The 24208-nt window shown below is 66.3% G+C and carries 22 protein-coding genes; 13 read left to right on the forward strand and 9 right to left on the reverse strand.

Annotated elements, in window-relative coordinates; genetic code table 11:
* The first annotated feature begins 18 nt into the window (after positions 1-18).
* Positions 19-687 carry a pyridoxamine 5'-phosphate oxidase gene (pdxH, locus tag FHW64_RS17055; protein ID WP_184528314.1) on the forward strand — a complete coding sequence of 223 codons (669 nt, stop codon included), beginning with the start codon at positions 19-21 and terminating at the stop codon, positions 685-687.
* 6 nt (positions 688-693) lie between these two features.
* Here the strand turns inward: pdxH and FHW64_RS17060 are convergent, their stop codons facing one another.
* From FHW64_RS17060 to msrA, 5 genes are all read right to left on the reverse strand, one after another.
* Positions 694-1641, reverse strand: coding sequence for an AEC family transporter (locus FHW64_RS17060; RefSeq protein ID WP_184528316.1), 948 nt, complete (start codon positions 1639-1641; stop codon positions 694-696).
* Between the two features lie 43 nt (positions 1642-1684).
* On the reverse strand, positions 1685-1993 hold the full coding sequence (locus FHW64_RS17065) for an acylphosphatase (RefSeq protein WP_184528318.1): 309 nt from the start codon (positions 1991-1993) through the stop codon (positions 1685-1687).
* A 103-nt stretch (positions 1994-2096) separates the two neighbouring features.
* The gene (locus FHW64_RS17070; RefSeq protein WP_184528320.1) at positions 2097-4175 is read right to left on the reverse strand and encodes a TonB-dependent receptor; all 2079 of its coding nucleotides are present in this window, start codon (positions 4173-4175) and stop codon (positions 2097-2099) included.
* A gap of 75 nt (positions 4176-4250) precedes the next feature.
* Positions 4251-4637 carry a hypothetical protein gene (locus tag FHW64_RS17075; RefSeq protein WP_184528322.1) on the reverse strand — a complete coding sequence of 129 codons (387 nt, stop codon included), beginning with the start codon at positions 4635-4637 and terminating at the stop codon, positions 4251-4253.
* Positions 4637-5185 (reverse strand): peptide-methionine (S)-S-oxide reductase MsrA, encoded by a 549-nt coding sequence (msrA, locus tag FHW64_RS17080; RefSeq protein WP_184528324.1) that lies wholly within the window; start codon positions 5183-5185, stop codon positions 4637-4639. Before msrA ends, FHW64_RS17075 begins: the two co-directional genes overlap by 1 nt.
* A gap of 86 nt (positions 5186-5271) precedes the next feature.
* Between msrA and FHW64_RS17085 the strand changes: the two genes are divergently transcribed.
* The 7 genes from FHW64_RS17085 to FHW64_RS17115 all read left to right on the forward strand — a co-directional run bounded on the left by FHW64_RS17085 (position 5272) and on the right by FHW64_RS17115 (position 14379).
* A complete protein-coding gene (locus FHW64_RS17085; RefSeq protein WP_184528326.1) occupies positions 5272-5946 on the forward strand; it encodes a TetR/AcrR family transcriptional regulator in 675 nt (224 codons plus the stop codon).
* Positions 5943-7130, forward strand: coding sequence for an efflux RND transporter periplasmic adaptor subunit (locus FHW64_RS17090; RefSeq protein WP_184528327.1), 1188 nt, complete (start codon positions 5943-5945; stop codon positions 7128-7130). Before FHW64_RS17085 ends, FHW64_RS17090 begins: the two co-directional genes overlap by 4 nt.
* 21 nt (positions 7131-7151) lie before the next feature.
* Positions 7152-10382 (forward strand): efflux RND transporter permease subunit, encoded by a 3231-nt coding sequence (locus FHW64_RS17095; RefSeq protein ID WP_184528329.1) that lies wholly within the window; start codon positions 7152-7154, stop codon positions 10380-10382.
* A 19-nt stretch (positions 10383-10401) separates the two neighbouring features.
* Positions 10402-11088 (forward strand): protein-L-isoaspartate O-methyltransferase, encoded by a 687-nt coding sequence (locus FHW64_RS17100; protein ID WP_184528331.1) that lies wholly within the window; start codon positions 10402-10404, stop codon positions 11086-11088.
* A gap of 16 nt (positions 11089-11104) precedes the next feature.
* Positions 11105-11440, forward strand: a complete 336-nt coding sequence (locus FHW64_RS17105) for a rhodanese-like domain-containing protein (RefSeq protein ID WP_184528333.1) — start codon at positions 11105-11107, stop codon at positions 11438-11440.
* 152 nt (positions 11441-11592) lie between these two features.
* The gene (locus FHW64_RS17110; RefSeq protein ID WP_184528335.1) at positions 11593-13131 is read left to right on the forward strand and encodes a TolC family outer membrane protein; all 1539 of its coding nucleotides are present in this window, start codon (positions 11593-11595) and stop codon (positions 13129-13131) included.
* A gap of 129 nt (positions 13132-13260) precedes the next feature.
* Complete coding sequence (locus tag FHW64_RS17115; protein ID WP_260305198.1) at positions 13261-14379, forward strand: autotransporter outer membrane beta-barrel domain-containing protein; 1119 nt, start codon at positions 13261-13263, stop codon at positions 14377-14379.
* Positions 14380-14404: 25 nt separating this feature from the next.
* On the opposite strand, the gene FHW64_RS17120 is transcribed toward FHW64_RS17115, so the two are convergent.
* Positions 14405-15778 (reverse strand): 3-deoxy-D-manno-octulosonic acid transferase, encoded by a 1374-nt coding sequence (locus FHW64_RS17120; protein ID WP_184529182.1) that lies wholly within the window; start codon positions 15776-15778, stop codon positions 14405-14407.
* An 11-nt stretch (positions 15779-15789) separates the two neighbouring features.
* Positions 15790-17172 (reverse strand): phosphomannomutase/phosphoglucomutase, encoded by a 1383-nt coding sequence (locus tag FHW64_RS17125; RefSeq protein WP_184528339.1) that lies wholly within the window; start codon positions 17170-17172, stop codon positions 15790-15792.
* A 112-nt stretch (positions 17173-17284) separates the two neighbouring features.
* On the opposite strand from FHW64_RS17125, the gene FHW64_RS17130 reads away from it, so the two are divergent.
* Genes FHW64_RS17130 through FHW64_RS17140 form a run of 3 tightly spaced genes read left to right on the forward strand, consistent with a single transcriptional unit; the run spans position 17285 to position 20321 of the window.
* A complete protein-coding gene (locus FHW64_RS17130) occupies positions 17285-18838 on the forward strand; it encodes a DNA-3-methyladenine glycosylase 2 family protein (RefSeq protein ID WP_184528341.1) in 1554 nt (517 codons plus the stop codon).
* 14 nt (positions 18839-18852) lie between these two features.
* Positions 18853-19353, forward strand: coding sequence for a methylated-DNA--[protein]-cysteine S-methyltransferase (locus tag FHW64_RS17135; RefSeq protein ID WP_184528343.1), 501 nt, complete (start codon positions 18853-18855; stop codon positions 19351-19353).
* Positions 19350-20321 carry a DMT family transporter gene (locus FHW64_RS17140; protein WP_184528345.1) on the forward strand — a complete coding sequence of 324 codons (972 nt, stop codon included), beginning with the start codon at positions 19350-19352 and terminating at the stop codon, positions 20319-20321. Before FHW64_RS17135 ends, FHW64_RS17140 begins: the two co-directional genes overlap by 4 nt.
* On the opposite strand, the gene FHW64_RS17145 is transcribed toward FHW64_RS17140, so the two are convergent.
* Positions 20274-21014, reverse strand: a complete 741-nt coding sequence (locus tag FHW64_RS17145; RefSeq protein WP_184528347.1) for a DUF1345 domain-containing protein — start codon at positions 21012-21014, stop codon at positions 20274-20276. The genes FHW64_RS17140 and FHW64_RS17145 overlap by 48 nt on opposite strands.
* An 81-nt stretch (positions 21015-21095) precedes the next feature.
* On the opposite strand from FHW64_RS17145, the gene FHW64_RS17150 reads away from it, so the two are divergent.
* Positions 21096-21827, forward strand: a complete 732-nt coding sequence (locus FHW64_RS17150) for a c-type cytochrome (protein WP_184528349.1) — start codon at positions 21096-21098, stop codon at positions 21825-21827.
* Between the two features lie 15 nt (positions 21828-21842).
* Positions 21843-23111 (forward strand): cytochrome c, encoded by a 1269-nt coding sequence (locus tag FHW64_RS17155; RefSeq protein WP_184528351.1) that lies wholly within the window; start codon positions 21843-21845, stop codon positions 23109-23111.
* An 18-nt stretch (positions 23112-23129) separates the two neighbouring features.
* On the opposite strand, the gene FHW64_RS17160 is transcribed toward FHW64_RS17155, so the two are convergent.
* Positions 23130-24104 (reverse strand): cupin, encoded by a 975-nt coding sequence (locus FHW64_RS17160; RefSeq protein ID WP_184528353.1) that lies wholly within the window; start codon positions 24102-24104, stop codon positions 23130-23132.
* Positions 24105-24208: the final 104 nt, after the last annotated feature.

The raw sequence follows: 24208 nt of genomic DNA on the forward strand, positions 1-24208 counted from the left end.
GAAGTATCTTCGCTTTGCATGCGCAACAATGGCGCCATGATGAGCTCCCCCAACGAAGCACTGGCCGCACTCCGCAAAAGCTACGAGCGCGCCGAACTCGACGAAACAAGCAGCGCGGAAGACCCGCTGAAGCAATTCGAGCGCTGGCTGGCCGAAGCCATCGACGCCAAGCTGCCCGAGCCGAATGCGATGACGCTCGCCACCGTCGGCGGTGACCTCCGTCCGTCGACGCGCATCGTTCTCATCAAGGGCTACGACGAGCGCGGCATCGTCTGGTACACCAACTACCAGAGCCGCAAGGGGCAGGATCTCGCCGGCAATCCGTTCGCAGCGCTGCAGTTCCATTGGGTCGAGCTCGAACGCGTGGTGCGCATCGAAGGCCGCGTCGAGAGGGTCAGTGACGCCGAGAGCGACGCCTACTTCGCGAGCCGGCCCCTCGATTCGCGCATTGGCGCCTGGGCCAGCCCGCAGAGCGAGGTCATCAGCGGCCGCGATGTGCTGGTGAAGAACGCGGCCATCCATGCCGCGAAGCATCTGCTCTCGCCCCCGCGTCCGCCTCACTGGGGTGGCTTCCGCCTCGTGCCCGATCGCTGGGAGTTCTGGCAGGGCCGCAAGAGCCGGCTGCACGACCGGTTGCGCTATCGGCTCGAAGCCGGCGACTGGCTACGGGAACGCCTCGCGCCCTGAGGCCGCTCAGAGCCGGCCCGCGAGCGCCATCACGACTGTGAGCGTGACCAGCGCGAGCCCGGTCGAGACGACGACGCTCGCTGTCACCAGCTCTTCGGCGGTGCGGTAGCGCTGCGAGAACAGGAAGACGTTCGCGCCGATCGGCAAAGCGGCAGCGACCACCATGACGGTCAGCGGCAGGCCTCGCAACCCCAGCATCCAGCCGAGCGCAGCGACGAGAAGCGGATGCACGAGGTTCTTGATCAACGCCTGCACGAGCGCGCCACGCCAGTGCATGCCCACCGGTGTCAGCGCCAGCGTGATGCCCACCATGACCAGGGCCACGGGGCTGAACGCGCCGCCTAGCAAGCCGATCGTCGTGTCGATAGCCTCCGGCATCCGCAGGCCTGATTGCCCGAACAGCAGACCAGCCAGGATCGGCAGCGGCACCGGGTGGATGATCGCGTTGAAGAGCGCGCGCCCGACGACACGCATCATCGGCTTGCGCGCCTCGCCGCTGCTCGCGGCCTGTTCGTGCGCCACGGCGAGTTCGAGCACGACCGTCGCGCTGGTCAGCAGCACCAGCGAGTGCAATGAAATGAGCGTGAGCAGCACCACCGTCCCCTCCGGCCCATAGGCGAGGCCGACCAGCGCAATGCCGATCATCACGGTGTTGCTGTAGGTATTGGCCAGCGCGAGCACCGCCGCCGTGCGGTTGAAGCCGCGCCAGAGCATCGTGCCCGCGAAGATGAGTCCCGCCGCGATGAAATACGCGGCCACTGGGCGAAGACTGAGTTGCTCCACCTGCACCGTGCTCATCGAGCGAAACAGCAGTGCCGGCGCAAGCAGCAGGAAGATCAGGTTCGACAGGTCGCGCACCGCACCACCGCCGACCCAGCCCCGTCGCCCCGCCACGAAACCGACAGCAATGAGCAGGACGACTGGAAGCAGGGAGGAAAGGACGGTCGCATTCACCGCGGCGAGCATACCCGCGCACGCAACGCGGAAGCCGCGCCGCTCACGCCGTGGGATGGCGCTCGAAATTTGCGAACCGGTCGAACGGCCGCGGCACTTCCTTCACTTCGAGCGACGACACCCGTGCGCCCGGCACTCCCGTGCGCAGCCAGTCGCACATGTGCGCGATCTGGTTGGGCGAGCCCTGCAGCACCGCTTCGACCGAGCCGTCCAGCCGGTTGCGGACCCACCCGGTGATGCCGAGCCCGCGGGCATGACGGACGCAGGCCTGGCGATAGCCCACGCCCTGCACCCTGCCGACGACCCGGATCAAGCGGCAGTCGATCGCCGCAGTGTTGTCGCCTCCTTCCATCGCCGTGGCTCCTCTTCTCGGATGAAGGGAGAGCATCGTCGAACAGGCCCGCCGAGCCAAGTTTCAATTGGTGAGCGGGCCTGCGGGAGCAGGACTCTGAAGGTCAGAAGGTCGCGCGCAGCCCCACCTTCGCTGACCGGCCCGGCAACGGCACGCCCGGGAAGGCGGTCGTGGTCAGGATCGAGGTCGCGCTGTAGGCCAGCTCATTGGTGATGTTGTCGATGCGCGCATACCAGGTGAGGTTCGCGCGCTGGACCTTCATCTTGTAGGTGAGCGAGGCATTCCACAACGTATAGGCGTCGGTTTCACGATCGCCTTGCGGCACGCGATGCTGCGCGGCGTAGTAGTCGAAGCCTAAGCGTGCGGTCCACGGGCCATTGCCATAAGCCAACGTTGCACCTGCGCGCGCCGGTGAGATGCGGGGGATAGGCTGATCGGTGTCAGTGTTGGTCGCACGCACCAAGTCGCCGCGCCATTCGAGGTCGAGGGTGCCCCCGTCGCCCAGACGCGAGAAGCCATCCTTGCCGAGCAGGCGCAACGTGCCGCTGGCCTCGAGGCCGGTGAAGCGCGCACGAACGCCTGTGTACGCGTATTCGGGCAACGTGTTGTCTGAGTCGCTCGGATTCACCTCGCCGTCTTCGCCGCGCACATTGCCGGTCGCGTTGAGTCCGATGTAGTTGCTGAACCGCGTGACGTACGCGTTGACCTTCGCGTTGTTCGGCCCCGAACGCCACTGCGCGCCGAGGTCGAAGCCCGTCGACTTCTCCTTCTGCAAATCAGGATCGCCGATTTCCCAGGTGCCGGTCGCCACGTGCGGGCCGTTGGCGAACAACTCGTAGTCCTTGGGTGCACGCTCTGTGTAGGCGAGGTTCGAAGTCAACTGCCATTGCGGCGCAAGGTCGACCAAAGCGCCGAAGGCCGCGCTGTGCGGGCTGAAGTCGCGCTCGCCGCTGAAGAAGCGCGTGACTTCCGGATCGTCTGAACCGAAGGACTTCACCTTCACCTGCTCGGTGCGCGCGCCAAAGCTCAGGCGGCCCCAAGAGGCGGCCAGTTCCTCATGCAGGAACAGCGCATTGCTGCGCGTCCGGCTCGCAGGGACGAAAGCTTCCTCGCCCTCGGCGGAGAAATCACCGGACTCGTTGGTGAAACCGATCAGGCCCTCCACGTTGCCGATCTTGCGGTGCCGCGCCTCGATGCGGAAGTCGTCGCTCTTTTTCGTGAACACCGTGCCGGGCACCGGGCCTTCGTATTCGGTGTGGCCGTAGTCGGTACGGCTCACTTTGGCGTGCACGCTGCTGAAGAACCCGCCCGGGCGCCACTCGCCTTCGAGCGCATAGCGGTCCGACTTCATGCCGATGGTCACGTTGTCTTCGGCAACCGTTCCGTAGGTGCTGCGATAGGTGCTGGCCGATGCGCCGATCCAGCCTTGATCGAAGAACAGCGTGCCGCCGAACGCACCGCCCTCGGCCTGGTTGGCCGAGTTGCAGATCTTGCGGGCGATGCCCGGCCTTTGCGTGTTGGCGCAAGGCAGATCGATCGGCACCGAGACATCGTCCGAGTCGCGGTGGAATGCATCGACGTGCAGCGCGTAGCGGTTGTTGCCGCCTTCGAGCACCACGCCGCCCGCCTTCTCGCGGTTGCCGGTCGCATAGCCAAGATCCGCGCGACCGCCGAAGCCTGCGATCGGCTCCGTCGGAATGCGGTTGTCGAGCAGGTTCACGACGCCGCCCACCGCGCTGCCGCCGTATTGCAACGCCGACGGGCCGCGCAGGACTTCGACCCGATCGGTCACCAGCATGTCGACCGGCACCGAATGGTCGTAGCTCAGCGACGACGCATCAGGCGCGGCGCCGCCGTTTTGCAGGATGCGGATGCGATCACCGTCCTGTCCGCGGATGATGGGGCGGCTGGCATTCGGGCCGAAGTAGGTGCTGCCGACACCCGGGAGGCCGTTCAGCGTCTCGCCAAGGGTGGATTGGGAACGCATCAGCAGCGCGTCGTTCGCGAGCGATGTAGTGGGCGCGATCAGGTCGCTGGCACCGAGAGGATTGCCGGTGACGGTGATTTCACCGAGCGTGGAAGCGGGTTGGGTCTGGGTTTGGGTTTGAGCCCACGAAGCGGAGCACGCGAGCGAAAGAAGGACAGCAACGCCCACGGCATTGCGACGGAATGGAAATGGCATGTTGAAACACTCGTTGAATCGACAGACGCAGGCCGCCGCCCGCCATGCGGACGGCGACTGCAGACGGAGGGGGATTCAGCGAGTGGAAGGCGGGCCGCGCGCGTCGAAGAGCGTGGCCCAGCGTGCCAGCGCCTCACCCTCGAGCCATGCGAAGGTGGCAGCCGGCAGCGTCACGGGGAGGATCACCAACGGCACGCTGAGGGCGGCCGACCCGTGGGAAAGCTGGTCATATAAGCGGCATTCGGCATCGGTGTGATCGCCGAAAAGCGCAAAGAGACCGTGCGGGGAGGAATGGGACGAAGAAGGAGCAGAAGCGTCCACCTTCTCAGCCAGTTCAGGAAGGCCCGTCGCATGCGCGTGCAAGGTGCGGTGCACGAGACCCAGCGTCGCCGCGATCCACAACGCGAGCGCCAGCACGCAGACGAGCGTGCGGGTCGCGGTGGAACGGGACGTGGAATGCATCAGGACTTGAGGTACTTCGCGAAGGTCTTCTGGAACTTCTCGACCTTGGGACCGACAACGAAGGCGCAGTACCCCTGGTTCGGGTTGTTCAGGAAATAGTCCTGATGATAGGCCTCAGCCGCCGAGTAGTTGGCCAGCGGCTGCACTTCGGTCACGACGGGCGAGCGATAGGTCTTGCTGTCGGTGATCTCGCGGATCACCTCTTCGGCCACCTTCTTCTGCTCGTCGTTCGTGTAGTAGATGCCGCTGCGGTACTGCGTGCCGACGTCGTTGCCCTGCCGGTTGAGGGTGGTCGGGTCATGCACGACGAAGAAGATCTCAAGGATCTCGTGCAGCGAGATCTCGTCCGGGTCGAACACCAGCTTGACCACTTCCGCGTGGCCGGTGCGGCCGGTGCAGACCTGTTCATAGCTGGGGTTCAATGCCTGGCCGTTGCTGTAGCCGGATTCGACGTCGAGCACGCCGCGGACGCGGTCGAACACTGCCTCGGTGCACCAGAAGCAGCCGCCGCCAAGGACGATGGTTTCGGTTTGAGTTGATTGGGTCATGAGGTACTCCGAGAACCCAACATTGTGGCGGCTTGACGCGAACCAAGGCCCTCACTACATTACTAACCCGCCAGTCATTAAGCCCCATGCCCGCCCCCCGATTCCTCAGCGACAAGATGTGCCCCGTACGCGCCAAGCGCGAACGTCGCAAGGAAGCCCGTCCCGGCGAACTGCTCGAGGCGGCGCTCGATCTCTTCGTCGAGAAAGGCTTCGCCGCCACCCGATCCGAGGAAGTCGCAGCCCGGGCCGGCGTCTCCAAGGGCACCCTCTTCCTGTACTTCCCGAGCAAGGAAGAGCTGTTCAAGGCGGTGGTCGTCGAGAACCTCGCTGGCCGGTTCACCGAATGGAATCGCGAGTTCGACGAATTCGAGGGCTCCACCATCGACATGCTGCGCTACTGCATGCGCATCTGGTGGGAGCGCGTCGGATCGACCAAGGCATCCGGCCTCACAAAGCTCATGCTGAGCGAAGGCCGCAATTTCCCCGAACTGGCGGAGTTCTACCGCCGCGAAGTGGTCAAGCCTGGGCACACGCTGCTCCGGCGAATCATCCGGCGCGGCGTCGACAGTGGCGAATTCGCGCCGATCGACGTCGACAACGCTATCTATGCCGTCATCTCACCCATGATCTTTCTGATGCTGTGGAAGCACTCCGCGCCAATTTGCGTCGACGGAGAATCCGACATCGACCCCGAAAAATACCTCGCGATCCAGACCGAAATCGTGCTCAATGGGCTCTGCAAGCCCAAGGCGGCGTCATGAAGCGCTCCATCAAGTGGGTCGTCGTGGCCCTCATCCTCGTCCTCGTGGTCGGCGGGGTGCTGCGTGCCATCGGTGCACGCAGGGCGCACCAGGCGGCGGCCGCGGCCAGCGCGAAGCCGGCCGAAACCATGATCGAGCTGACAGCAGCGGACGTGGTCCGCGCGAAGCGGCGCGAACTGGCCGAAACGCTCCCCATCTCGGGCACGCTGAGGGCAGTCGATTCGGCTCAGCTCAAGGCCCGCGTGGCCGGTGAACTGATCGGCCTCACAGTACGCGAAGGCGACACGGTCAAGGCAGGACAGGTCATCGCGCGCATCGATCCGATCGAATTCCATTCGCGCATGCGGCAGGCGCAAGAGCAGGCCGATTCGGCTCGCGCGCAAGCGGAGGTCGCACAGCGCAACTACGACAACAACCGCGCGTTGGTGGATCAAGGCTTCATCTCGCGCACGGCGCTCGACACCTCGCAGTCGAACCTCAATGCCGCGCTGGCGACGCATCGCGCAGCATTGGCGGCAGTGGACGTGATGCGCAAGTCGCTCGACGACACGGTGCTCAAGAGCCCCATCAACGGACAGGTCTCGCAGCGCTTCGCGCAACCCGGCGAACGCGTGGGCATCGACGCCAAGGTGATCGAAGTCGTGGACCTCAGCCGCATCGAGGTCGAAGCCACGCTGGCCGCCGCCGACTCGGTGGCGGTGCGCGTCGGCCAGCGCGCAACGCTGCAGATCGAAGGCGGCGGCGCCATCGACCCTAGGAGCGGCGAACGCAGCGTCGGCGCAACCGTCGTGCGCGTGAACCCTTCCGCCCAGGCCGGAAGCCGCAGCGTGCTCGTCTATCTCGAACTCGATCGCAGCACCGGCTTCCGCCAGGGCCTGTTCGCGCAGGGCTCGATCGACGTGGGCCGCACCGAAACGCTCTCCCTGCCCCTGACCGCCGTGCGCACCGACAAGCCGGCGCCCTACGTGCAACTCGTCACCGAGGGACGCATCGTCCACCGCCAGGTCGAAACCGGGCTGCGCGGGCAGCACAACGGCCAGATCATGGTCGCGGTGCGCGGCATCGATGAAGGCGCTGTCGTGGTGGCGGGCAGCGTCGGCACGCTGCGTGACGGCACCGCAGTGCGCCTTGCGCCAGTCGCGGCCACCGGCGGCGCGCCGGCAGCGGCCCGTTCCGCACCCTGACGCCCTGAGCTAGGCAGCGCCATGTGGTTCACCCGCGTCAGTCTGAAAAACCCCGTCTTCGCGACGATGCTCATGCTCGCGCTGGTCGTGCTGGGCGCTTTCTCGTATCAGCGCCTGCAGGTCGATCAGTTTCCGAACATCGATTTCCCGGTGGTGGTGGTCATCACCGAATACCCCGGTGCCTCGCCTGAGATCGTCGAGAGCGAAGTGACCAAGAAGGTCGAGGAAGGCGTCAACTCGATCGCCGGCATCAACGCCCTCACCTCGCGCAGCTACGAAGGCCAATCGGTCGTCATCATCGAATTCCAGCTCTACGTCGACGGGCGCAAGGCCGCCGATGACGTGCGCGAGAAGGTCGCGTCGGTGCGGCCGCTCTTCCGCGACGAGGTGAAGGAGCCACGCGTGCTGCGCTTCGACCCGGCATCGCGCGCGGTGTGGTCGGTGGCTGTGCTGCCCGAAGGCGACAAGAACAAGCAGCCGAGCGCCGTCGAACTCACCAACTGGGCGGATCAGGTGCTCAAGAAGCGCCTAGAGAACGTCCGCGGCGTCGGTTCGGTCACGCTGGTCGGAGGCACCAAGCGCGAGATCAACATCTATCTCAATCCGCAGGCGATGGAAGCCTTCGGCGTGAGCGCCACGCAGGTGGTCGACGCAGTGCGCAACGAGAACCAGGCACTGCCGGTGGGCTCGGTGCGATCGCTGGAGCAGGACCGGGTGGTGCAGGTCGATGCGCGCATGGAGCGCCCCGAAGACTTCGGCCGCATCATCATCACGCGCAAGGGTGGCGCACCGATCCGCGTGGACCAGGTCGCGACCGTGAAGGACGGCGCCCAGGAACTCGACAGCCTCGCGCTCTACAACGGCGAGCGCACGCTGCTTCTGTCGGTGCAGAAAGCGCAGGACGAAAACACCATCCAGGTGGTCGACGGCCTGGTCAAGGCCATCGCCGAGATCCAGCCCCAACTGCCTGCGGGCGTGAAGCTGCAGCCGATTGCCGATGCGTCGCGCTCCATTCGCGTCGCGGTGGAGAACGTGCGGCAGACGCTGCTCGAAGGCGCGGTGCTCACCGTGCTCATCGTGTTCCTGTTCCTGAACTCGTGGCGCTCGACCGTCATTACCGGCCTCACGCTGCCGATCGCCCTGATCGGCACCTTCTGGTTCATGGCGATGTTCGGCTTCACGATCAACATGGTCACGCTGATGGCGTTGTCGCTGTGTGTGGGCCTCCTGATCGACGACGCGATCGTGGTGCGGGAGAACATCGTGCGGCACGTGCAGATGGGCAAGTCGCCCTACGCGGCATCGCTCGACGGCACGCAGGAGATCGGCCTCGCGGTGCTCGCGACCACGCTGTCGATCGTCGCGGTGTTCCTGCCGATCGGCTTCATGGAAGGGATCATCGGCAAGTTCTTCCACGAGTTCGGCATCACGATCGTCGCTGCGGTGCTGATCTCGATGTTCGTGAGCTTCACGCTCGACCCGATGATGTCGAGCATCTGGCACGACCCATCCATCGACACACACGGCAAGCGCGGGCCGCCGGTCACCTTCTACGACAAGACCATCGGTCGCGTGACCGGGTTGTTCGACACGGCCACCGAGCGTCTGGCCGAGGCCTACCAGTCGATCCTGCGCTGGGCGCTCAAGCACAAGCTGGCGACCGTGTTCGCATCGATCGGCATCTTCGTCGGCAGCATCTTCATGGTGCCGCTGCTGGGCACCGAGTTCGTGCCGAAGGCGGACTATTCCGAGACCACGATCAGCTTCTACACGCCGGTCGGCTCCGCACTCGAAGTCACCGAAGCCAAGGCACGGCAGGTCGAAGCAGTGCTGCGCGAGATGCCCGAGGTGCGATACACGCTCACCACCATCAATACCGGCGATGCGCAGGGCAAGATGTACGCGAGCATCTACGTGCGGCTCGTCGATCGACGCGCGCGCACGCGCAGCGTCGACCAGATGTCGACCGTGCTGCGCGAGCGGCTGCGTTCGATCCCGGGCATCACTGTCACGCACGTGGGCCTGCGCGACTCGGTCGGCGGCAACAAGCAGATCGAGTTCTCGCTGCAAGGCGCCGACCTGAATGAACTCGACCGCCTGACGCAGAAGGTGCTGGAGGCGATCCGCCCCATCCCCGGCCTCGTCGACCTCGACACCAGCCAGAAGCCGAACAAGCCGACGGTCAGCGTCGTGGTGCGACGCGATGCCGCCTCGGACCTGGGTCTCGGTGTGGCGCCGATCGCGGCCTCGCTGCGCACGCTCGTGGCCGGCACCACCGTCGGCAACTGGCGCGCACCGGACGACCAGACCTACGACGTCAACGTGCGCCTCGCGCCGGACGTGCGCAATTCACCCGAAGACCTCGCGCGCCTGCCCTTCATCAGCACCGCGATGGGTGCGAACGCCGACGGTTCGAGCCGCATCGTGCGCCTATCGCAGGTGGCGGACGTACGCGAATCCACCGGCCCGAACCAGATCAACCGTCGTGCGCTCTCGCGCGAAGTCGCGATCACCGCCAACGTCGACGGACGCTCGGCGGGCGAGGTGTCGGCCGACATCCGCAAGGCGCTCACCGGCATCGCCTTCCCGCCGGGCTACGGATGGCAGTTCAGCGGTTCGACCAAGAACATGCAGGAGTCCTTCGGCTATGCGGTTTCCGCGCTCGCGCTGGCGATCATCTTCATCTACATGATCCTGGCGAGCCAGTTCAAGAGCTTCCTGCAGCCGATGGCGCTCATGACCTCGTTGCCGCTGACGCTCATTGGCGTCGTGCTGGCGCTGCTGGTCTTCGGCTCGACACTCTCGATGTTCTCGATCATTGGCATCGTGATGCTGATGGGCCTCGTGACCAAGAACGCGATCCTGCTGGTGGATTTCGCGATCCGCGCGCGCGAGCCCGGGATCGATGACCAGGGCAACCCGGTGCCAGGGCTGCCGCGCTCTGAAGCCTTGCTGCTGGCCGCGCGCGTGCGGCTGCGCCCCATCCTCATGACCACGCTGGCGATGATCTTCGGCATGGTGCCGCTGGCCTTCGCGATCAGCGAAGGCTCCGAGCAGCGCGCGCCGATGGGGCAGGCCGTGATCGGCGGCGTCATCACCTCGTCGCTGCTGACACTCGTCGTGGTGCCGGTCGTCTATTGCTACATGGACGACCTCGCGAACTGGGCGCGCCGCAAGTGGCACCGGGAGCCCAAGGCAGCCCCCGTCATTGGGGCGTCGGAACCGGCCTCTAAAATTGAAGGTTTGTCCTGAGCCCCACTAGGAAAAGCACATGAACGCCACCCCTGATCTGGAGCATCTCCGCTTCAACATGATCGAACAGCAGATCCGTCCCTGGGATGTGCTTGATTTCGAGATCCTCGACCTCCTCGCCAAGATCCGTCGCGAGGACTACGTGCCCGCCGCCCACCGCGGACTCGCCTTCTTCGACCTGGAAATCCCGCTCGAAGACGTCGCCACCGCCCGCGAACCCGGGCAGTGCATGCTCTCCCCGAAGGTGGAAGCACGCGTGCTGCAGGACCTGCACATCCAGAAGCACGAGACCGTGCTCGAGATCGGCACCGGCTCCGGCTTCATGGCCGCCCTCCTCGCGCAGCGCGCCGCGCAGGTGCTGACGCTCGAAATCGATTCCAAGCTGGCCGCGACCGCCGCCGAGACGCTGCGCCGCAACGGCGTGATGAACGTCGAAGTGCGCCACGCCGACGGCTCCCAGCCGCTGCCCAGCGGCCCGACCTTCGACGTGATCGTCCTCAGCGGCTCGGTCGCACGCATTCCGCAGGGCCTGCTCGGCTCGCTGAAGATGGGCGGCCGCCTCGCGGCGATCGTCGGCGACGAGCCGATGATGCGCGCCCACTTCGTCACCCGCGTCGGCGAAGGTAAGTGGGACACGACGCAACCCTGGGACACGGTTGCACCGCGCCTGCTGAATTTCCCGGTGCCTTCGCGCTTCAACTTCTGATCCACCTCTCTATCTCATGATCGATCAAATCCGCCCGGCCGATGTTGCCGACTGGTTCGCCCAGAACCCGAGCGCGACGCCGGTCGTGCTGGATGTGCGCGAGCCCTGGGAGTTGCAGACCGCCAGCGTGGTGCCCAAGGGCTTCACGCTCGCGACGATCCCGATGAACGAGATCCCGGCCCGCATCTCGGAGCTCAGCGCCGACCAGCGCATCGCGTGCCTGTGCCATCACGGCGCACGCAGCCTGCGCGTGGCGGCCTTCCTGGTGCAGAACGGCTTCACCGAGGTGGCGAACATCGCCGGCGGCATCGACGCTTGGGCGGGTCACGATCCGAGCGTGCCGAAGTATTGACCGCCCCCAGGCTGCGCGCACTTCGTGTCGCTTCGCCAACCCCCGGCCGGGGGCAACACCGGCGGACCGGCGGAGCCGGTTCCGCGGTGTTCCTGGGCTGGGGAGCGTGAGCCAACCAAGCAAAAACAAGTTACTGACTTCAAGGACGATTCATGCCCGTTCCCAGGCCTCTTCCTCTTTCGGCAGCGCTCGCGGCGATGTTCGCTACCGCGCTTTCGCTGCCGGCTCACGGCCAGAGCCTGATCGATCTGTATGAATCGGCACGAGGGTACGACGCGACCTACCAGGGCGCGCTGGCGACGTACGACGCGAACGTCGCGCGTGCCGCGCAGGCCAAGGCAGGGATCCTTCCGCAGGTCGGGCTGTCGGCGAATGCCACCTCGACGGAGCAGGAGCTGTCCACCACCAACGCAACCATCCGCCGCGGGCTCCCGTCGCAGACGGCCGGCATCAATGCGTCGCAGCCGCTGTACCGCCCCGCCAACTGGGCGGCGTACGAACAGAGCAAGCGGCAGGTCGACATCGCCCAGGACACGCTCACGATCGCTGAGCAGGACTTGATCGTGCGCGTGAGCCAGGCATATTTCGACGTGCTGTCGAGCCAGGACACGCTGGCGCTGGTGCGCGCGCAGAAGGTCGCGACGGCGGAACAGCTCGCTTCGGCCAAGCGCAATTTCGAGGTCGGCACCTCCACGATCACCGACCAGCGCGAGGCGCAGGCCCGCTACGACCTCGTCATCGCGCAGGAGATCGCGGCTGAAAACGACCTTCAGGTCAAGAAGATCGCGCTCGACCAGCTCGTCGGGCGGCAAGGCACCAACCCGATCCCGCTGGCGGCGCCGGTGCAGCTTCCGCCGGTGCTCCCGGCCGACATGGAAGCCTGGGTCTCTCAGGCGGACGCGACGCACCCGGCGATCCAGCAGGCCCGGCTCGGCGTCGAAGTAGCTTCGCTCGAAGTCGACAAGGCGCGCGCCGGCCACAAGCCGACGCTCGACGCGCAGCTCGGCTACAACGCCACCAACAACCCGCAGGGCACCACCACCAGTACCACCACCGGCCGCGTGAACGTGCGTGCCGCAAGCATCGGCGTGGTGTTCAACCTGCCGCTCTTCGCCGGTTTTGCGACCGAAAACCGCATCAAGGAAACGCTGGCCCTCGAAGAGCAGTCGCGCCAGACGCTCGAGTCGACGCGTCGTAGCGTGTCGCAGGCGACGCGGTCCGCCTATCTCGGACTGGTTTCCGGCGCCGGGCAGGTCAAGGCGCTCGAGGCCGCCGAATCATCGAGCCAGAGCGCGCTGGACGCCAACCGGCTGGGCTACCAGGTCGGCGTGCGCATCAACATCGACGTGCTGAACTCGCAAAGCCAGCTGTTCCAGACCAAGCGGGACCTCGCCGTGGCCCGCTACAACGTCCTGGTGGGCAATCTGAAGCTCCGGCAGGCCAACGGCACGCTCAAGCAGGACGATCTGCAGGCCGTCAACAACACGCTGGCAATCAATGGGCCTGCGACCGGCGCCAGCGCGGCATCGCCGAACCAGCCCTCGGCAGCGACGGAAAGCTCGGTCCCGGTACCACCCACCCAGCCCTTCGCACCGCCGGCAGTGCAGGCGCCGCCGGTCAATCCACAGCCGTCGACGGGCCTGGGCGCACCCCTGCCGCCGCCGACGATCGCGCCCCCGCCGACCCGCTGATCGGCTGAATTGCCCCCGCGCATCGGCGGGGGCTGGATTCGGCCGCCGATCCGACGCAGAATGTCCGCGGGCTGATCCGTTTCCTGACGGTTCTTACAAATCGCCGGACTTGCCCAATGGGGGTACACCATGCGTTGGGTGCTGACACGCAAGGCGGAAAAAACTAGGGAGAGGTTGGGGCGACCCGTGCTACCGCGGGCCGTTGCAGCTGTTTTTTGTGTCGGCAGCTATGCGGTTTTCGCCCAGTGCGGCCCGCCCGCAACAGGCTCTACGAGCCTCTGCGCGCCGAACAGCCCTCCCATGTCGGCAGGGTATTCAGGCGATCAGCAGACCTCCGGCATCCTTTTCGTTCACTCGCTCGACGAGCGCTGGGGCGATTCCTCGCGCAACAATGCCCCATCGGTCGCGCAAGGAGCTGGCGGGCAGCCGCTCACGATGCGCGTCGCGGGCCAAGGGCCGGGGGCGGCCGTCGGCGCACTGGGTTTCAAGACCGACAGCCGCACCGGCACTGCCCGCTTTGGCGGCGATGCAAGCCAGTGGTCGCTTTTCAACAGCACGGACAAGCTGCACCTGGGCGCCATGGGCGGCTACGGCTTCGGCGGGACCGCCAGCAGCTCGTCCGGCAATACCTTCAACGCCGCCGGCCGGCCGAGCAGCGGCAGTGCCGGGGTCTACAGCACCTGGTATCAGGACGATCGCTCGCGCCTCGGCTGGTATTCCGACGTCTACGGTCAAGTCGCCTGGACGGACAACAGCACCGAGACCCCCTGGGTGAACCGCTCGAATTACGCGTCGAACGCGGGAATGGCGTCCGCCGAAGCCGGCTATTCGTTGCAGTTGGGCGACACCAGCCCCTGGACGATCAAGCCGCAGGGGCAACTGATCTATCTGCGGAGCAACAACTACAACCTCGCCGACACACAGTTCACCACCGTCGACGGCCTGCGTCGAAACGGCTGGTTGTCGCGGCTCGGCGTGCGCGTGCAGCCGGAAGGCTTCCAGGCCTGGGGCATGAAGTTGCGTCCGTATGCCGCCGCGAACTGGTGGCATGACGAATCGAGCACCGAGGTCATCGCCAATACGTACGCGCCGAGTGCCTTGGGTCCGAACAATCGCTATGAGCTGAAGACCGGCGTGAATGTCGACGTCCTGCCGGGCATGGCCGCCTGGGGAGACCTCGGCATGCAGTGGGGCCAGCAGTCCTATCAGGCGTGGACGTTGCGCGCGGGCATGCGGTACGCCTGGTAGGCGATCGCGCACACTCCCGCACGGTTCAATCGAGACTCGGCTCCGTTCGCTCTTCCGGCGGCGGCGAAGCCGTTTCCGTGACGGCCGCGTTTTCGGCGATCGCCAGCAGCGCGGTCGCAGTGCGTTCCGCCGCGCCGCGATTCGATGATGCGAACGCCAGCGCAGCCTGCGCCATCGCGTCGCGCCGCTCGGTCTTCTCGACCAACTTGAGCGCCGCAGTCACCGCATGCTCCATATCCGGCACGCGCATCGAAGCGCCCGCCGCCAACGAGAGCTCGGCCGCCTCTGCGAAGTTGAAGGTGGACGGCCCCATGATCACTGGGCAACCGCACGCCGCTGCCTCGATCAGGTTCTGCCCGCCAAGTGCCTCGAAGCTGCCGCCGAGCAGCGCCACATCGGCCAGCCCGTAATACAGCGCCATCTCGCCCAGCGAATCGCCGAGCCAGATTTCCGATTCCGTCGGCGCACCGGCAGCGCTGCGCCGCGCCACCGTAAACCCGTTTGACTCGATCAACGCAGCGACATCGTCGAAACGCTGCGGATGGCGCGGCACGATCATCCATTGCACGTCGTGCACGCGCTTGACGATCGACTGCACCCCTTCGCGCTCCGGCGGAACGGGCGCCAGCGCGCCGAAGCGCTTGAGCACGTCGAGCAATTGCTGCTCCTCGCCGTCGCGCGAACTTGCGAACACGACCACCGGCCGCGGAAGTTGCGCGCGCAGCTTGGCGGCCGCTGCGAGCTGCCGCGGGTCGGGCGTGGCGTCGAACTTGAGGTTGCCGAAGATGCCGGACACCTTCGCTCCGAGCGACACCAGCCGATGCGAATCAGCCTCCGTCTGCGCCCAGACCGCGGCGAGGGACGAATAGGCCGGCCGCGCGAGCCACGCCAGCCGCTCCGCGCCGGCGAGCGACTTTTCATTCAAGCGCGCGTTGGCAAGCACCAGCGGGATGCGACGTTCGGCGCAGGCGGCCGTCATCTCGGGCCAGACCTCGGTTTCCATCAGCACGCCGATCCGGGGCCGGAAGCGATCGAGGAAGCTGGCCACGGCCTCGGGCGAATCCCACGGCTGCCACACCTGCAGATCGCCGGGCTCGAGCAGCTTGGCGCCCTCCTCGCGACCGGTGGCCGTGCCATTGGTCAGAAGGATCGGAATGCCCGGCATCTGCCGGCGCAGTTCGGCGATCAGGATGCCAGCAGCGCGCGCCTCGCCAAGCGAGACTGCATGGATCCAGCACCAGCCGGTGCCCTGGGCCGAATCGTCGTATTGGCCGAAGCGCTCCTCCACGGCCACCGCATAACCTGGCTCGGCCACGGCGCGCCGCCGCAGCTTGCGGCGCACCAGCGGCTTGGCCATCGTCGTGAAGGCGCCGTAGAGGCGCAGCAGCAACGAACGCACGTCGGGTGAACTCAATGGGAAGCTTCGGCCAGCGTCGCGTCGGGCTTCACGCGCTTGAGCAGAGTCAGCATCTCGCCCTCGATCCGCTTGAGCGCCCCTTCGGTCTGGCCTTCGAAGCGCAGCACCAGCACCGGCGTGGTGTTGGACGCGCGGATCAGCCCGAAGCCGTCCGGCCAGTCGACGCGCAGGCCATCGATGGTCGACACCTTGGCCGGTGCGTCGAACTTCGAGGTCTTCACCAGTTGGTCGACCAGCACGTGCGGCTCGCCTTCGGCGCACTTCACGTTGAGTTCGGGCGTCGAGAAGCTGGTCGGCAACGCGTTGAGCACGTCGCTCGCATTCGGGCTCTTGCTGAGGATTTCGAGGAGGCGGCAACCCGCATAGGTACCGTCGTCGAAGCCAAACCAGCGCTCCTTGAAGAAGATGTGGCCGCTCATCTCGCCGCCGAGGGGCGAATCGATTTCCTTCATCTTGGCCTTGATGAGCGAATGGCCAGTCTTGAAGATCATCGGCTTGCCACCCGCAGCCTCGATGGCCGGGGCGAGGCGCTGCGAGCACTTGACGTCATAGACGATGGTTGCGCCCGGAACGCGCGAAAGCACGTCCTGCGCAAACAGCACCATCTGCCGATCGGGAAAGATGTTGCTGCCGTCCTTGGTGACGATGCCGAGGCGATCGCCGTCGCCATCGAAGGCCAGCCCCAGTTCAGCGTCGCCAGCCTTGAGCGCCGCGATCAGGTCGCGCAGGTTCTCGGGCTTGCTCGGATCGGGATGGTGGTTCGGAAAGTCGCCGTCGACCTCGCTGAAGAGTTCGGTCACTTCGCAGCCGATCGCACGGAGGATCGCCGGCGCGGACGCACCCGCGATGCCGTTGCCCGAATCCACCACGATCTTGAGCGGCCGCGCGAGCTTGATGTCGCTCGTGATGCGCTTCGTATAGGCCTCGGTCACATCGACTTTGCGCACGCTTCCACCTGGAGCGAGCTTGGCGCTGTCAGCTTCCATCACCTTGCGCAGGTTCTGGATTTCCTCGCCGTAGATCGCACGACCGGCGAGCACCATCTTGAAACCGTTGTAGTCCTTGGGGTTGTGGCTGCCAGTCACCTGGATCCCGCTGGTGCAGAGCGTGTGCGCCGCGAAATAGAGCATCGGCGTGGTCACCGCGCCGACGTCGATCACCTCGATGCCGGTGGCGACGAGGCCCTTGATCAGCGCCTCGGACAGCGAGGGGCCCGACAGGCGCCCGTCACGTCCCACCGCCACGGCCTTCTCGCCGGCGGCACGCGCAGCGCTTCCGAAGGCCTTGCCGAATGCTTCGGCGACTTCCGGGTTGAGGGTCGAGGGGACGACCCCGCGAATGTCGTAGGCCTTGAAGATCGATGCACTGAGCTGCATGAAGAGCTACCCCTGGAAGTTCACAAAATGAAGACGATTGTAGGCATGGGCTTTGGGAGCCAGATGTCCGAAAACGGCTACTCCTGACGAAGGCCAGCCGTATCATGCAGCCATGTCTTCCCCGGCTTCCACTGAAGGTCTCGAGAGCGACGCCTGCTATCTGGCGATGAAGGCACACGACGCGCGCTTCGACGGATCGTTCTTCACCGGCGTGACTTCCACCGGCGTGTATTGCCGGCCGGTGTGCCGCGTGAAGTTGCCGCGCCGCGAAAATTGCCGGTTTTTCCGCCATGCGGCGCAGGCCGAGGCCGCCGGTTTCCGCCCCTGTCTGCGTTGCCGCCCCGAACTCGCGCCGCGCGCAGCCAGCTGGTCGACCGAGGACGCATCGCGCATCCTCGCGCTGCAGGCGGCACGGCTGATCGACGAGCCCGACGCCTGGGCCGAAGACGGGCCAGGCGCCGCGCGCATCGCAGCCCGGCTCGGTGTGAGCGATCGCCATCTGCGCCGCATATTCGAATCGCAGTTCGGCGTCTCGCCCCTGCAATATCTCCAGACGCGCCGCCTGCTCGCGGCCAAGCAATTGATCGCGGACACCCGGCTGCCGATGACGCAGGTCGCGCTCGCGAGCGGGTTTTCGAGCGTGCGTCGCTTCAACGCCGCCTTCCTTGCGCACTACGGGTTGAATCCCAGTGCACTGCGGCGCGCAGGTGCATCGAGCAGCAACCGGGAGGACGAAAGCATCGAGGTCCGCCTGGGCTTCCGTCCGCCATACGACTGCGCCGCCATGCTGGACTTCTTCGCGCGGCGCGCCCTCCGCGGCGTCGAAGCCACCACTGAACATCGAGGCATACCGGAGCTCGCACGCACGCTTCGCGTCACGCACGGTGCCCAGACCCTGCAAGGCTGGCTGCGGCTCCGCTTCGACACGCAACGCGAGCAGGTGGTGCTGCGCGTCGGCGATTCCCTCGCGACGGTGCTCCCGATCGTCATCAGCCGCGTGCGCGCGCTGCTTGACCTCGACGCGGATCCGATGGCGATCAACGCCGCGCTGCATGCCAGCTTTCCGCACGGCGATGGAATGCGCGTGCCCGGCACGGTCGATGGCTTCGAACTCGCGGTGCGCGCGGTGCTCGGCCAACAGATCACTGTTGCGGCGGCGCGCACGCTGGGCTCGCGGCTGGTACAGGCCTTCGGCGAGCCCATCGCGACGCCGGTCGAAGGATTGGATCGGCTCTTTCCGACACCTGCCACCATTGCCAGTGCGAGCGGCGATGCGCTGGGCCAGCTCGGCATCGTTCGGCAGCGACAGGGAGCATTGCTTGCCATCGCGCGAGAGATGATGGACGGGCGACTCGCACTTCACCCCGGCGCCGATGTGCCATCCACGATTGCGACGCTGCAGTCGCTGCCCGGCATCGGCGACTGGACCGCGCAATACATCGCCATGCGGGCGTTGCGCTGGCCCGATGCCTTTCCCGCGGGCGACGTCGCGCTGCAGAAGGCGCTTGGCGTGACCACGGCGCGCGCCGCGACCGAGGCATCGCTCGCATGGCGACCGTGGCGCGGCTATGCGGTGCTGCGTGCGTGGTACAGCCCCACGCCAGTGCCCGACACTCCTTCGGCGGCGGTCACGTCGACCACCTCTCTCGCGCCCACGCCGGCGTGAACGGATTCATCACCATGAAATTCAAGAGTTCCACCATCCATTCCATGCATTTCGACAGCGCGCTCGGCGGCATCACGCTGGCTGCGACCGACCAGGGACTGGCCGGCGTCTGGTTCGACCGCCAGCGCCATTTGCCCGACATGACGGGCTGGCTGCGCGATGACGACCATCCAATCCTGCGCGAAGCGGCCACGCAACTCGACGACTACTTCGCCGGCCGGCGGCAGCATTTCGATCTGCCGCTCGACCTCTCGCACGGCACCGCGTTCCAGCAATCCGTGTGGCGGGGGTTGCTTGCTATTCCGACAGGGCAGACGACCAGCTACGGCGCCCTCAGCGCCGGGGTCGGCAAGCCTGCTGCCGTGCGCGCAGTGGGTGCGGCGGTGGGCCGCAATCCGATCAGCGTGATCGTGCCGTGCCATCGCGTGGTCGGATCGAATGGTTCGCTGACCGGCTATGCGGGCGGACTCGAGCGCAAGAGCGCACTGCTCGAACTCGAAGGCGCCCATCCATGAGCGACGTCGAATACGCGGCCAACGAAGCAGCTCCCATCCAGGCATCACCTCCTCCATCCAGGCCGCAGGGGGCCAGCCGGCGTTGGCTTGTCGACCTGCTGCTGCTCGGTGCGCTGTGGGGAGCATCCTTCCTCTTCATGCGCATCGGCGCGGCGGAGTTCGGGGCGCTGCCGACTGCCGCCGTTCGCGTGGGGATCGCGGCAATCTTCCTGCTGCCGCTGCTCCTGATGCGCGGCCAGTGGTCGTCGCTCCGGCAGTACTGGAAGCCGGCACTTGGGGTCGGCGTGCTCAATTCCGGCATGCCGTTCGCGTTCTTCGCGTTCGCACTGTTGACGATCAACAGCGGGCTCGCCGCCGTGCTCAACGCCACGGTGCCGATGTTCGGCGCGCTGGTCGCGTGGGCATGGTTCGGCGACCGACCGGACCGCTCGCGCATCGTTGGCCTGGTGATCGGCTTCATCGGCGTCGCGATGCTCGCCGGGCGCGGGGCGGGCTTCCACTCGGGCGCGAACGAAGGTGCAGCGCGGTGGGCGATCGCGTCATGCCTCGCCGCATGCATCTGCTATGCCTTTGCAGCGAGCCTCACGCGCAAGTATCTGGTGGGTGTGCCCGCACTCGCGACCGCCACCGGCAGCCAGATCGGCGCCACGCTCGCGCTCGCCGTGCCCGCCCTGTGGCTCTGGCCCGCCCAGATGCCGAGCCTTCGTGCCTGGATGGCGCTGGCGGCCGTGGGCATCGCCTGCACGGGGTTGGCCTACATCCTGTTCTTCCGTTTGATCGAGCACGCCGGTCCCGCCCGCGCATTGACCGTGACCTTTCTGGTGCCCGTCTTTGCGGTGTTCTATGGCGCGGTGTTTCTAGGCGAGGAGATCACGCAATGGATGCTGATCTGCGCCGTGGTGATCGTCTGCGGCGTGGCGCTATCGACAGGTCTGGTCAAGCTGGGTGGTGGAAGACGCAGCGCCTGAGCCGCCCGACGGCGTCGGTGAATCCTGCATCGCCGCCGCCACCACGTTGATCGACAAGGCGAGCACCAGCATGTTGAAGGCGAAGGCCAACACGCCATGGACGAGCGTGAGCCGCCGCATCTCGCGCGAGAGCACCTGCACGTCGGAGACCTGCGAGGTCATGCCGACCACGAAGCTGTAGTAGAGAAAGTCGAAATAGTCGGGCTCGGCCTTGCCGGGAAAGTCGAGCCCCGCCAGATGACCTTTGTTGCCGGGCGCCGCCTGGTAGTAGCGATGCGCGTAGTGGAAGGCGTAGATCGTGTGGATCAGCAGCCACGAGCATGCAAGAGCCAGCAGCCCCAACGCGATATGACCGAGACGTTGCGTACCGCATAGCTGCGGCACGCGCTGAAGCAGCATCGCAATCACGCCGACGCTGACGCCGACCGCGATCAGCATCACCGCGAGGATCGACGCGCGAGGCTGGTCGAGCGCCTGCGCCCTGCGGCGCGTCCCTTGCGCGTCGGAAACCTCGGCCAGCCACCATGCCGGCACGAGGTACGCCGCCGACCCCACGCACCAGCCGATCAGACCACGCGCAACGCCGTCGAGGCGCCATGGCAAGAACCGGAGCCCGAGGCCCACTGCAAGACCCACCACCGCGCCGGACAGCAGACGCTGCCAGCCGGTCATCATCACGAAGCGTGTACGCATGCGGGCACTGTAGCGCGCATGCTCCCGCGTCGGCCGCGCGGGGCTGTCGCGATTTCCGTCGGCGGGTTACGCTCGGCACGAATGAAGAAGAACCCACGATTCCTGCGCCGCCTCGGCATGGCGGGCCTGCTTGCCGCCTGCGCACTGTCGGCGGCACCGGGCCTCGCGGCACAACCGCCGGGGCACGTTCCCGACACGATCGAGCAGCGTGTGGCGGCCTGCATCGCATGCCATGGCCGCGAGGGATCGAGCACCGAGGCAGGCTACTTTCCCCGCCTGTCGGGCAAGCCGTCGGCGTATCTCTTCAACCAACTCCAGAGCTTCCGCGATGGGCGGCGCCTCAATTCCGACATGACGCACATGGTGCGGCACATGTCCGATGCCTACCTGCATGAGATCGCCGACTACTTCGCGTCGATCCAGCTGCCCTACCCCCCGCCACCCACCACGACAGACGCGACGCCCGAGATGCTCGCGCGCGGCAAGGCGCTGGTGTTCGAAGGCGATCCGGGTCGCAACATCCCGGCCTGCGTGCGCTGCCATGGAGAGGCGCTGACCGGCGTGCTGCCGGGCATCCCCGCGCTCGTGGGCCTGCCGCGGCTCTATCTCTCTTCTCAGCTCGGCGCTTGGCTTACGGACGACCGGCACGCACTCGCGCCCGATTGCATGACGGAGGTCGGACGCAAGCTCACCGCCGCCGACATCAACGCGGTCGCGAGCTGGCTCGCGATGCAGCCCATGCCCGCGGATCCCAAGCCCATCGCTGCGCCGCCGAGTCCGGTGCCGATGGCGTGCAGCGCGCTCAACAACTAAGCCCGCCGAGCCGCCATGCGACGTCTTCTCTACGTGCTGATCTTCCTTGCGACGCTGGGCATCCTTGCCGCGTTCGTCATCATTGGCCTCAACCTGCGCGGCGAGACCAAGCTGCCCGATCCTCCGACTGCGTTCAACTCCACGCCCGAGCTCGTCGAACGCGGCCGCTACCTCGCACTGGCCGGAAATTGCGCGGGCTGCCATTCGGCACTGGGCAGCGCGCCCTACGCCGGCGGGGTCGGCATCGAGACACCTTTCGGGACGGTCTTCGCGAGCAATCTCACGCCCGACCCCAACGCAGGGATCGGCAGCTGGAACTCCGATCACTTCTGGCGTGCGCTGCACAACGGGCGGTCGAAGGATGGGCGGCTGCTGTACCCGGCCTTTCCGTACCCGAACTTCACCCGCGTCACGCGCGAGGATTCGGATGCCATCTTCGCGTACCTGCGCACCGTGCCGCCCTCGCCGACGCCGAACCGGCCGCATGAGCTGCGTTTTCCGTACGACATGCAGGCGGCCCTTGCCGTGTGGCGGGCCCTTTCGTTCACGGCGGGCAGCTTCGAGCCGAACCCCAACAAGTCGGCGGAATGGAATCGCGGTGCCTACCTGGTCGAGGGCCTCGGCCATTGCATCGCATGCCACGGCACGCGCAACGTGCTTGGCGCCACGCAGGAAAAGCTCGGCCTGTCGGGCGGGCTGATCGCGGTGCAGAACTGGTATGCGCCGTCGCTCACATCGAACCGCGAGGCCGGCGTGGCCGAATGGGCGCCGCATGACGTGGTCGAGCTGCTCAAGAATGGCCGCTCCGAGCGCGGCTCGGTGATGGGGCCGATGGCGGACGTCGTCTACGGCAGCACGCAGCATCTGAAGGAGGCCGACCTGCTTGCCATGGCCAGCTACCTCAGGGAGTTGCCGAGCACGTCGGCCGCGGTCGCATCGACGACTTCGCCCAAGCGCGACGTGCGCGTGATGGAGCACGGCCAGCGCATCTTCGACCAGCGTTGCGCGTATTGCCATGGCGACCAGGGCCAGGGCGCGGTCGGGGCCTATCCGCCACTGGCGGGCAATCGTGCGGTGCTGATGAATTCGCCGGTGAACCTGATCCAGATCGTGCGGCACGGCGGGTTCCTGCCGACCACGGCGGGCAACCCGCGTCCTTACGGCATGCCGCCGTTCAGGATCGTCCTCGACGACAGCGACGTGGCTGCCGTGCTGACCTATGTCCGCGGCTCATGGGGCAACGACGCGCCGCCGGTGACGGCACGCGACATGCTGCGCCAGTAAAGCGCTCGCGCGATCGGCTCAGTACGAGCCGGTCGGCGGCTTGTAGTTGCCCGTCCCCCTGTGCAGGATCGGGCGCAGGACGCGCGCCAGCTGCGAGCGCGCGATACCGGTCACCTTGCCGATCGGCGCCTTGATCGCATCAAGAGCTGCAGACTGGCCAGGCCCCTCGGGCGACAGGCCGCACTTCCGCAGCACGCGGTTGATCTGGTGCACCTGCGCCGCGCGGCGCGTGACCGGCGTGTAGAAGTTGACGCCGATCGAAATCGCCACGCGATCGCCGGGAGAGGTCCATTCCGGGTCGGACCGCGTCATGTGGGGCGACGTGCTCGGGAAATAGACCCCGTCCCCGGCGCGCACATCGAACTCGTGGCTGCGTGAGCGGTACTCGTCCTTGAGCCTCACCTTGCGCAGCGAATGCGCGACGATGAAATCCTCCACCGACTCGATCGGCACCACCGTGCGGTCGCTGTGGTCCCACACGTTGAGCACCTTGCGGCCGTGCAGCATCAGCCAGAAATTGTTCTCGCGATCGATATGGAAGGGCGTCACCGACGGCGGCGCAGAGATGAAGATGAAGCCGGTCACCTGGAACATCTCGCCCTGCTCACGCTTGATGACCTCGCGCACGTTGCCGAGGATGTGGTCCAGCAGCTCCTTGTAGCGCGGGATGACCTCGACGTCGTACAGCGCGATCCACGAGCCTGGTTCCTCGATCCGCCGGAAGACGTCTTCGATGCTGCGCCCGTCCGGCGGAACGCTGTCATGGGCGAAGGCCGACCCCTGGGTGATGCCCGGCCGGACGAAGCGGCATTGCTTCAGCGGCGAGAGTTCCTTCGCGAGCGCTTCGAGTTCGGGCAACTGGAACAGCGGATGGCGGTGGTAGTCGTGATGAAGCCGGCCCACCTTGCCTGTCGAAAAACCAGCCGGATCGTCCACCCACATCCGGCACTCAGAAATCGTGGACGACATCTTGTCGATATGGCTGGCGCCCATGTCTTGCTCCTTCAGGAATCGGGAAAGCATACTTTATGTAACACATAAATACAAAAGGCCGATCGAAGTAGTACGAAAGGTCGGCATTTCTAGCCATTTTGCGG

Source organism: Variovorax sp. Sphag1AA, from assembly GCF_014192575.1.
In the GTDB taxonomy this organism is placed as follows: Bacteria; Pseudomonadota; Gammaproteobacteria; order Burkholderiales; family Burkholderiaceae_C; genus Variovorax.

What these genes read in the sequence shown, in the direction of transcription:
- FHW64_RS17075 (WP_184528322.1), bottom strand. Translation starts at nt 4,637, where the DNA reads ATGCATTCCACGTCCCGTTCCACCGCGACCCGCACGCTCGTCTGCGTG.
- pdxH (WP_184528314.1), top strand. Translation starts at nt 19, where the DNA reads ATGCGCAACAATGGCGCCATGATGAGCTCCCCCAACGAAGCACTGGCC.
- msrA (WP_184528324.1), bottom strand. Translation starts at nt 5,185, where the DNA reads ATGACCCAATCAACTCAAACCGAAACCATCGTCCTTGGCGGCGGCTGC.
- FHW64_RS17160 (WP_184528353.1), bottom strand. Translation starts at nt 24,104, where the DNA reads ATGGGCGCCAGCCATATCGACAAGATGTCGTCCACGATTTCTGAGTGC.
- FHW64_RS17115 (WP_260305198.1), top strand. Translation starts at nt 13,261, where the DNA reads ATGCGTTGGGTGCTGACACGCAAGGCGGAAAAAACTAGGGAGAGGTTG.
- FHW64_RS17085 (WP_184528326.1), top strand. Translation starts at nt 5,272, where the DNA reads ATGCCCGCCCCCCGATTCCTCAGCGACAAGATGTGCCCCGTACGCGCC.
- FHW64_RS17155 (WP_184528351.1), top strand. Translation starts at nt 21,843, where the DNA reads ATGCGACGTCTTCTCTACGTGCTGATCTTCCTTGCGACGCTGGGCATC.
- FHW64_RS17135 (WP_184528343.1), top strand. Translation starts at nt 18,853, where the DNA reads ATGAAATTCAAGAGTTCCACCATCCATTCCATGCATTTCGACAGCGCG.
- FHW64_RS17145 (WP_184528347.1), bottom strand. Translation starts at nt 21,014, where the DNA reads ATGCGTACACGCTTCGTGATGATGACCGGCTGGCAGCGTCTGCTGTCC.
- FHW64_RS17070 (WP_184528320.1), bottom strand. Translation starts at nt 4,175, where the DNA reads ATGCCATTTCCATTCCGTCGCAATGCCGTGGGCGTTGCTGTCCTTCTT.
- FHW64_RS17140 (WP_184528345.1), top strand. Translation starts at nt 19,350, where the DNA reads ATGAGCGACGTCGAATACGCGGCCAACGAAGCAGCTCCCATCCAGGCA.
- FHW64_RS17090 (WP_184528327.1), top strand. Translation starts at nt 5,943, where the DNA reads ATGAAGCGCTCCATCAAGTGGGTCGTCGTGGCCCTCATCCTCGTCCTC.
- FHW64_RS17110 (WP_184528335.1), top strand. Translation starts at nt 11,593, where the DNA reads ATGCCCGTTCCCAGGCCTCTTCCTCTTTCGGCAGCGCTCGCGGCGATG.
- FHW64_RS17105 (WP_184528333.1), top strand. Translation starts at nt 11,105, where the DNA reads ATGATCGATCAAATCCGCCCGGCCGATGTTGCCGACTGGTTCGCCCAG.
- FHW64_RS17130 (WP_184528341.1), top strand. Translation starts at nt 17,285, where the DNA reads ATGTCTTCCCCGGCTTCCACTGAAGGTCTCGAGAGCGACGCCTGCTAT.
- FHW64_RS17100 (WP_184528331.1), top strand. Translation starts at nt 10,402, where the DNA reads ATGAACGCCACCCCTGATCTGGAGCATCTCCGCTTCAACATGATCGAA.
- FHW64_RS17150 (WP_184528349.1), top strand. Translation starts at nt 21,096, where the DNA reads ATGAAGAAGAACCCACGATTCCTGCGCCGCCTCGGCATGGCGGGCCTG.
- FHW64_RS17065 (WP_184528318.1), bottom strand. Translation starts at nt 1,993, where the DNA reads ATGGAAGGAGGCGACAACACTGCGGCGATCGACTGCCGCTTGATCCGG.
- FHW64_RS17125 (WP_184528339.1), bottom strand. Translation starts at nt 17,172, where the DNA reads ATGCAGCTCAGTGCATCGATCTTCAAGGCCTACGACATTCGCGGGGTC.
- FHW64_RS17095 (WP_184528329.1), top strand. Translation starts at nt 7,152, where the DNA reads ATGTGGTTCACCCGCGTCAGTCTGAAAAACCCCGTCTTCGCGACGATG.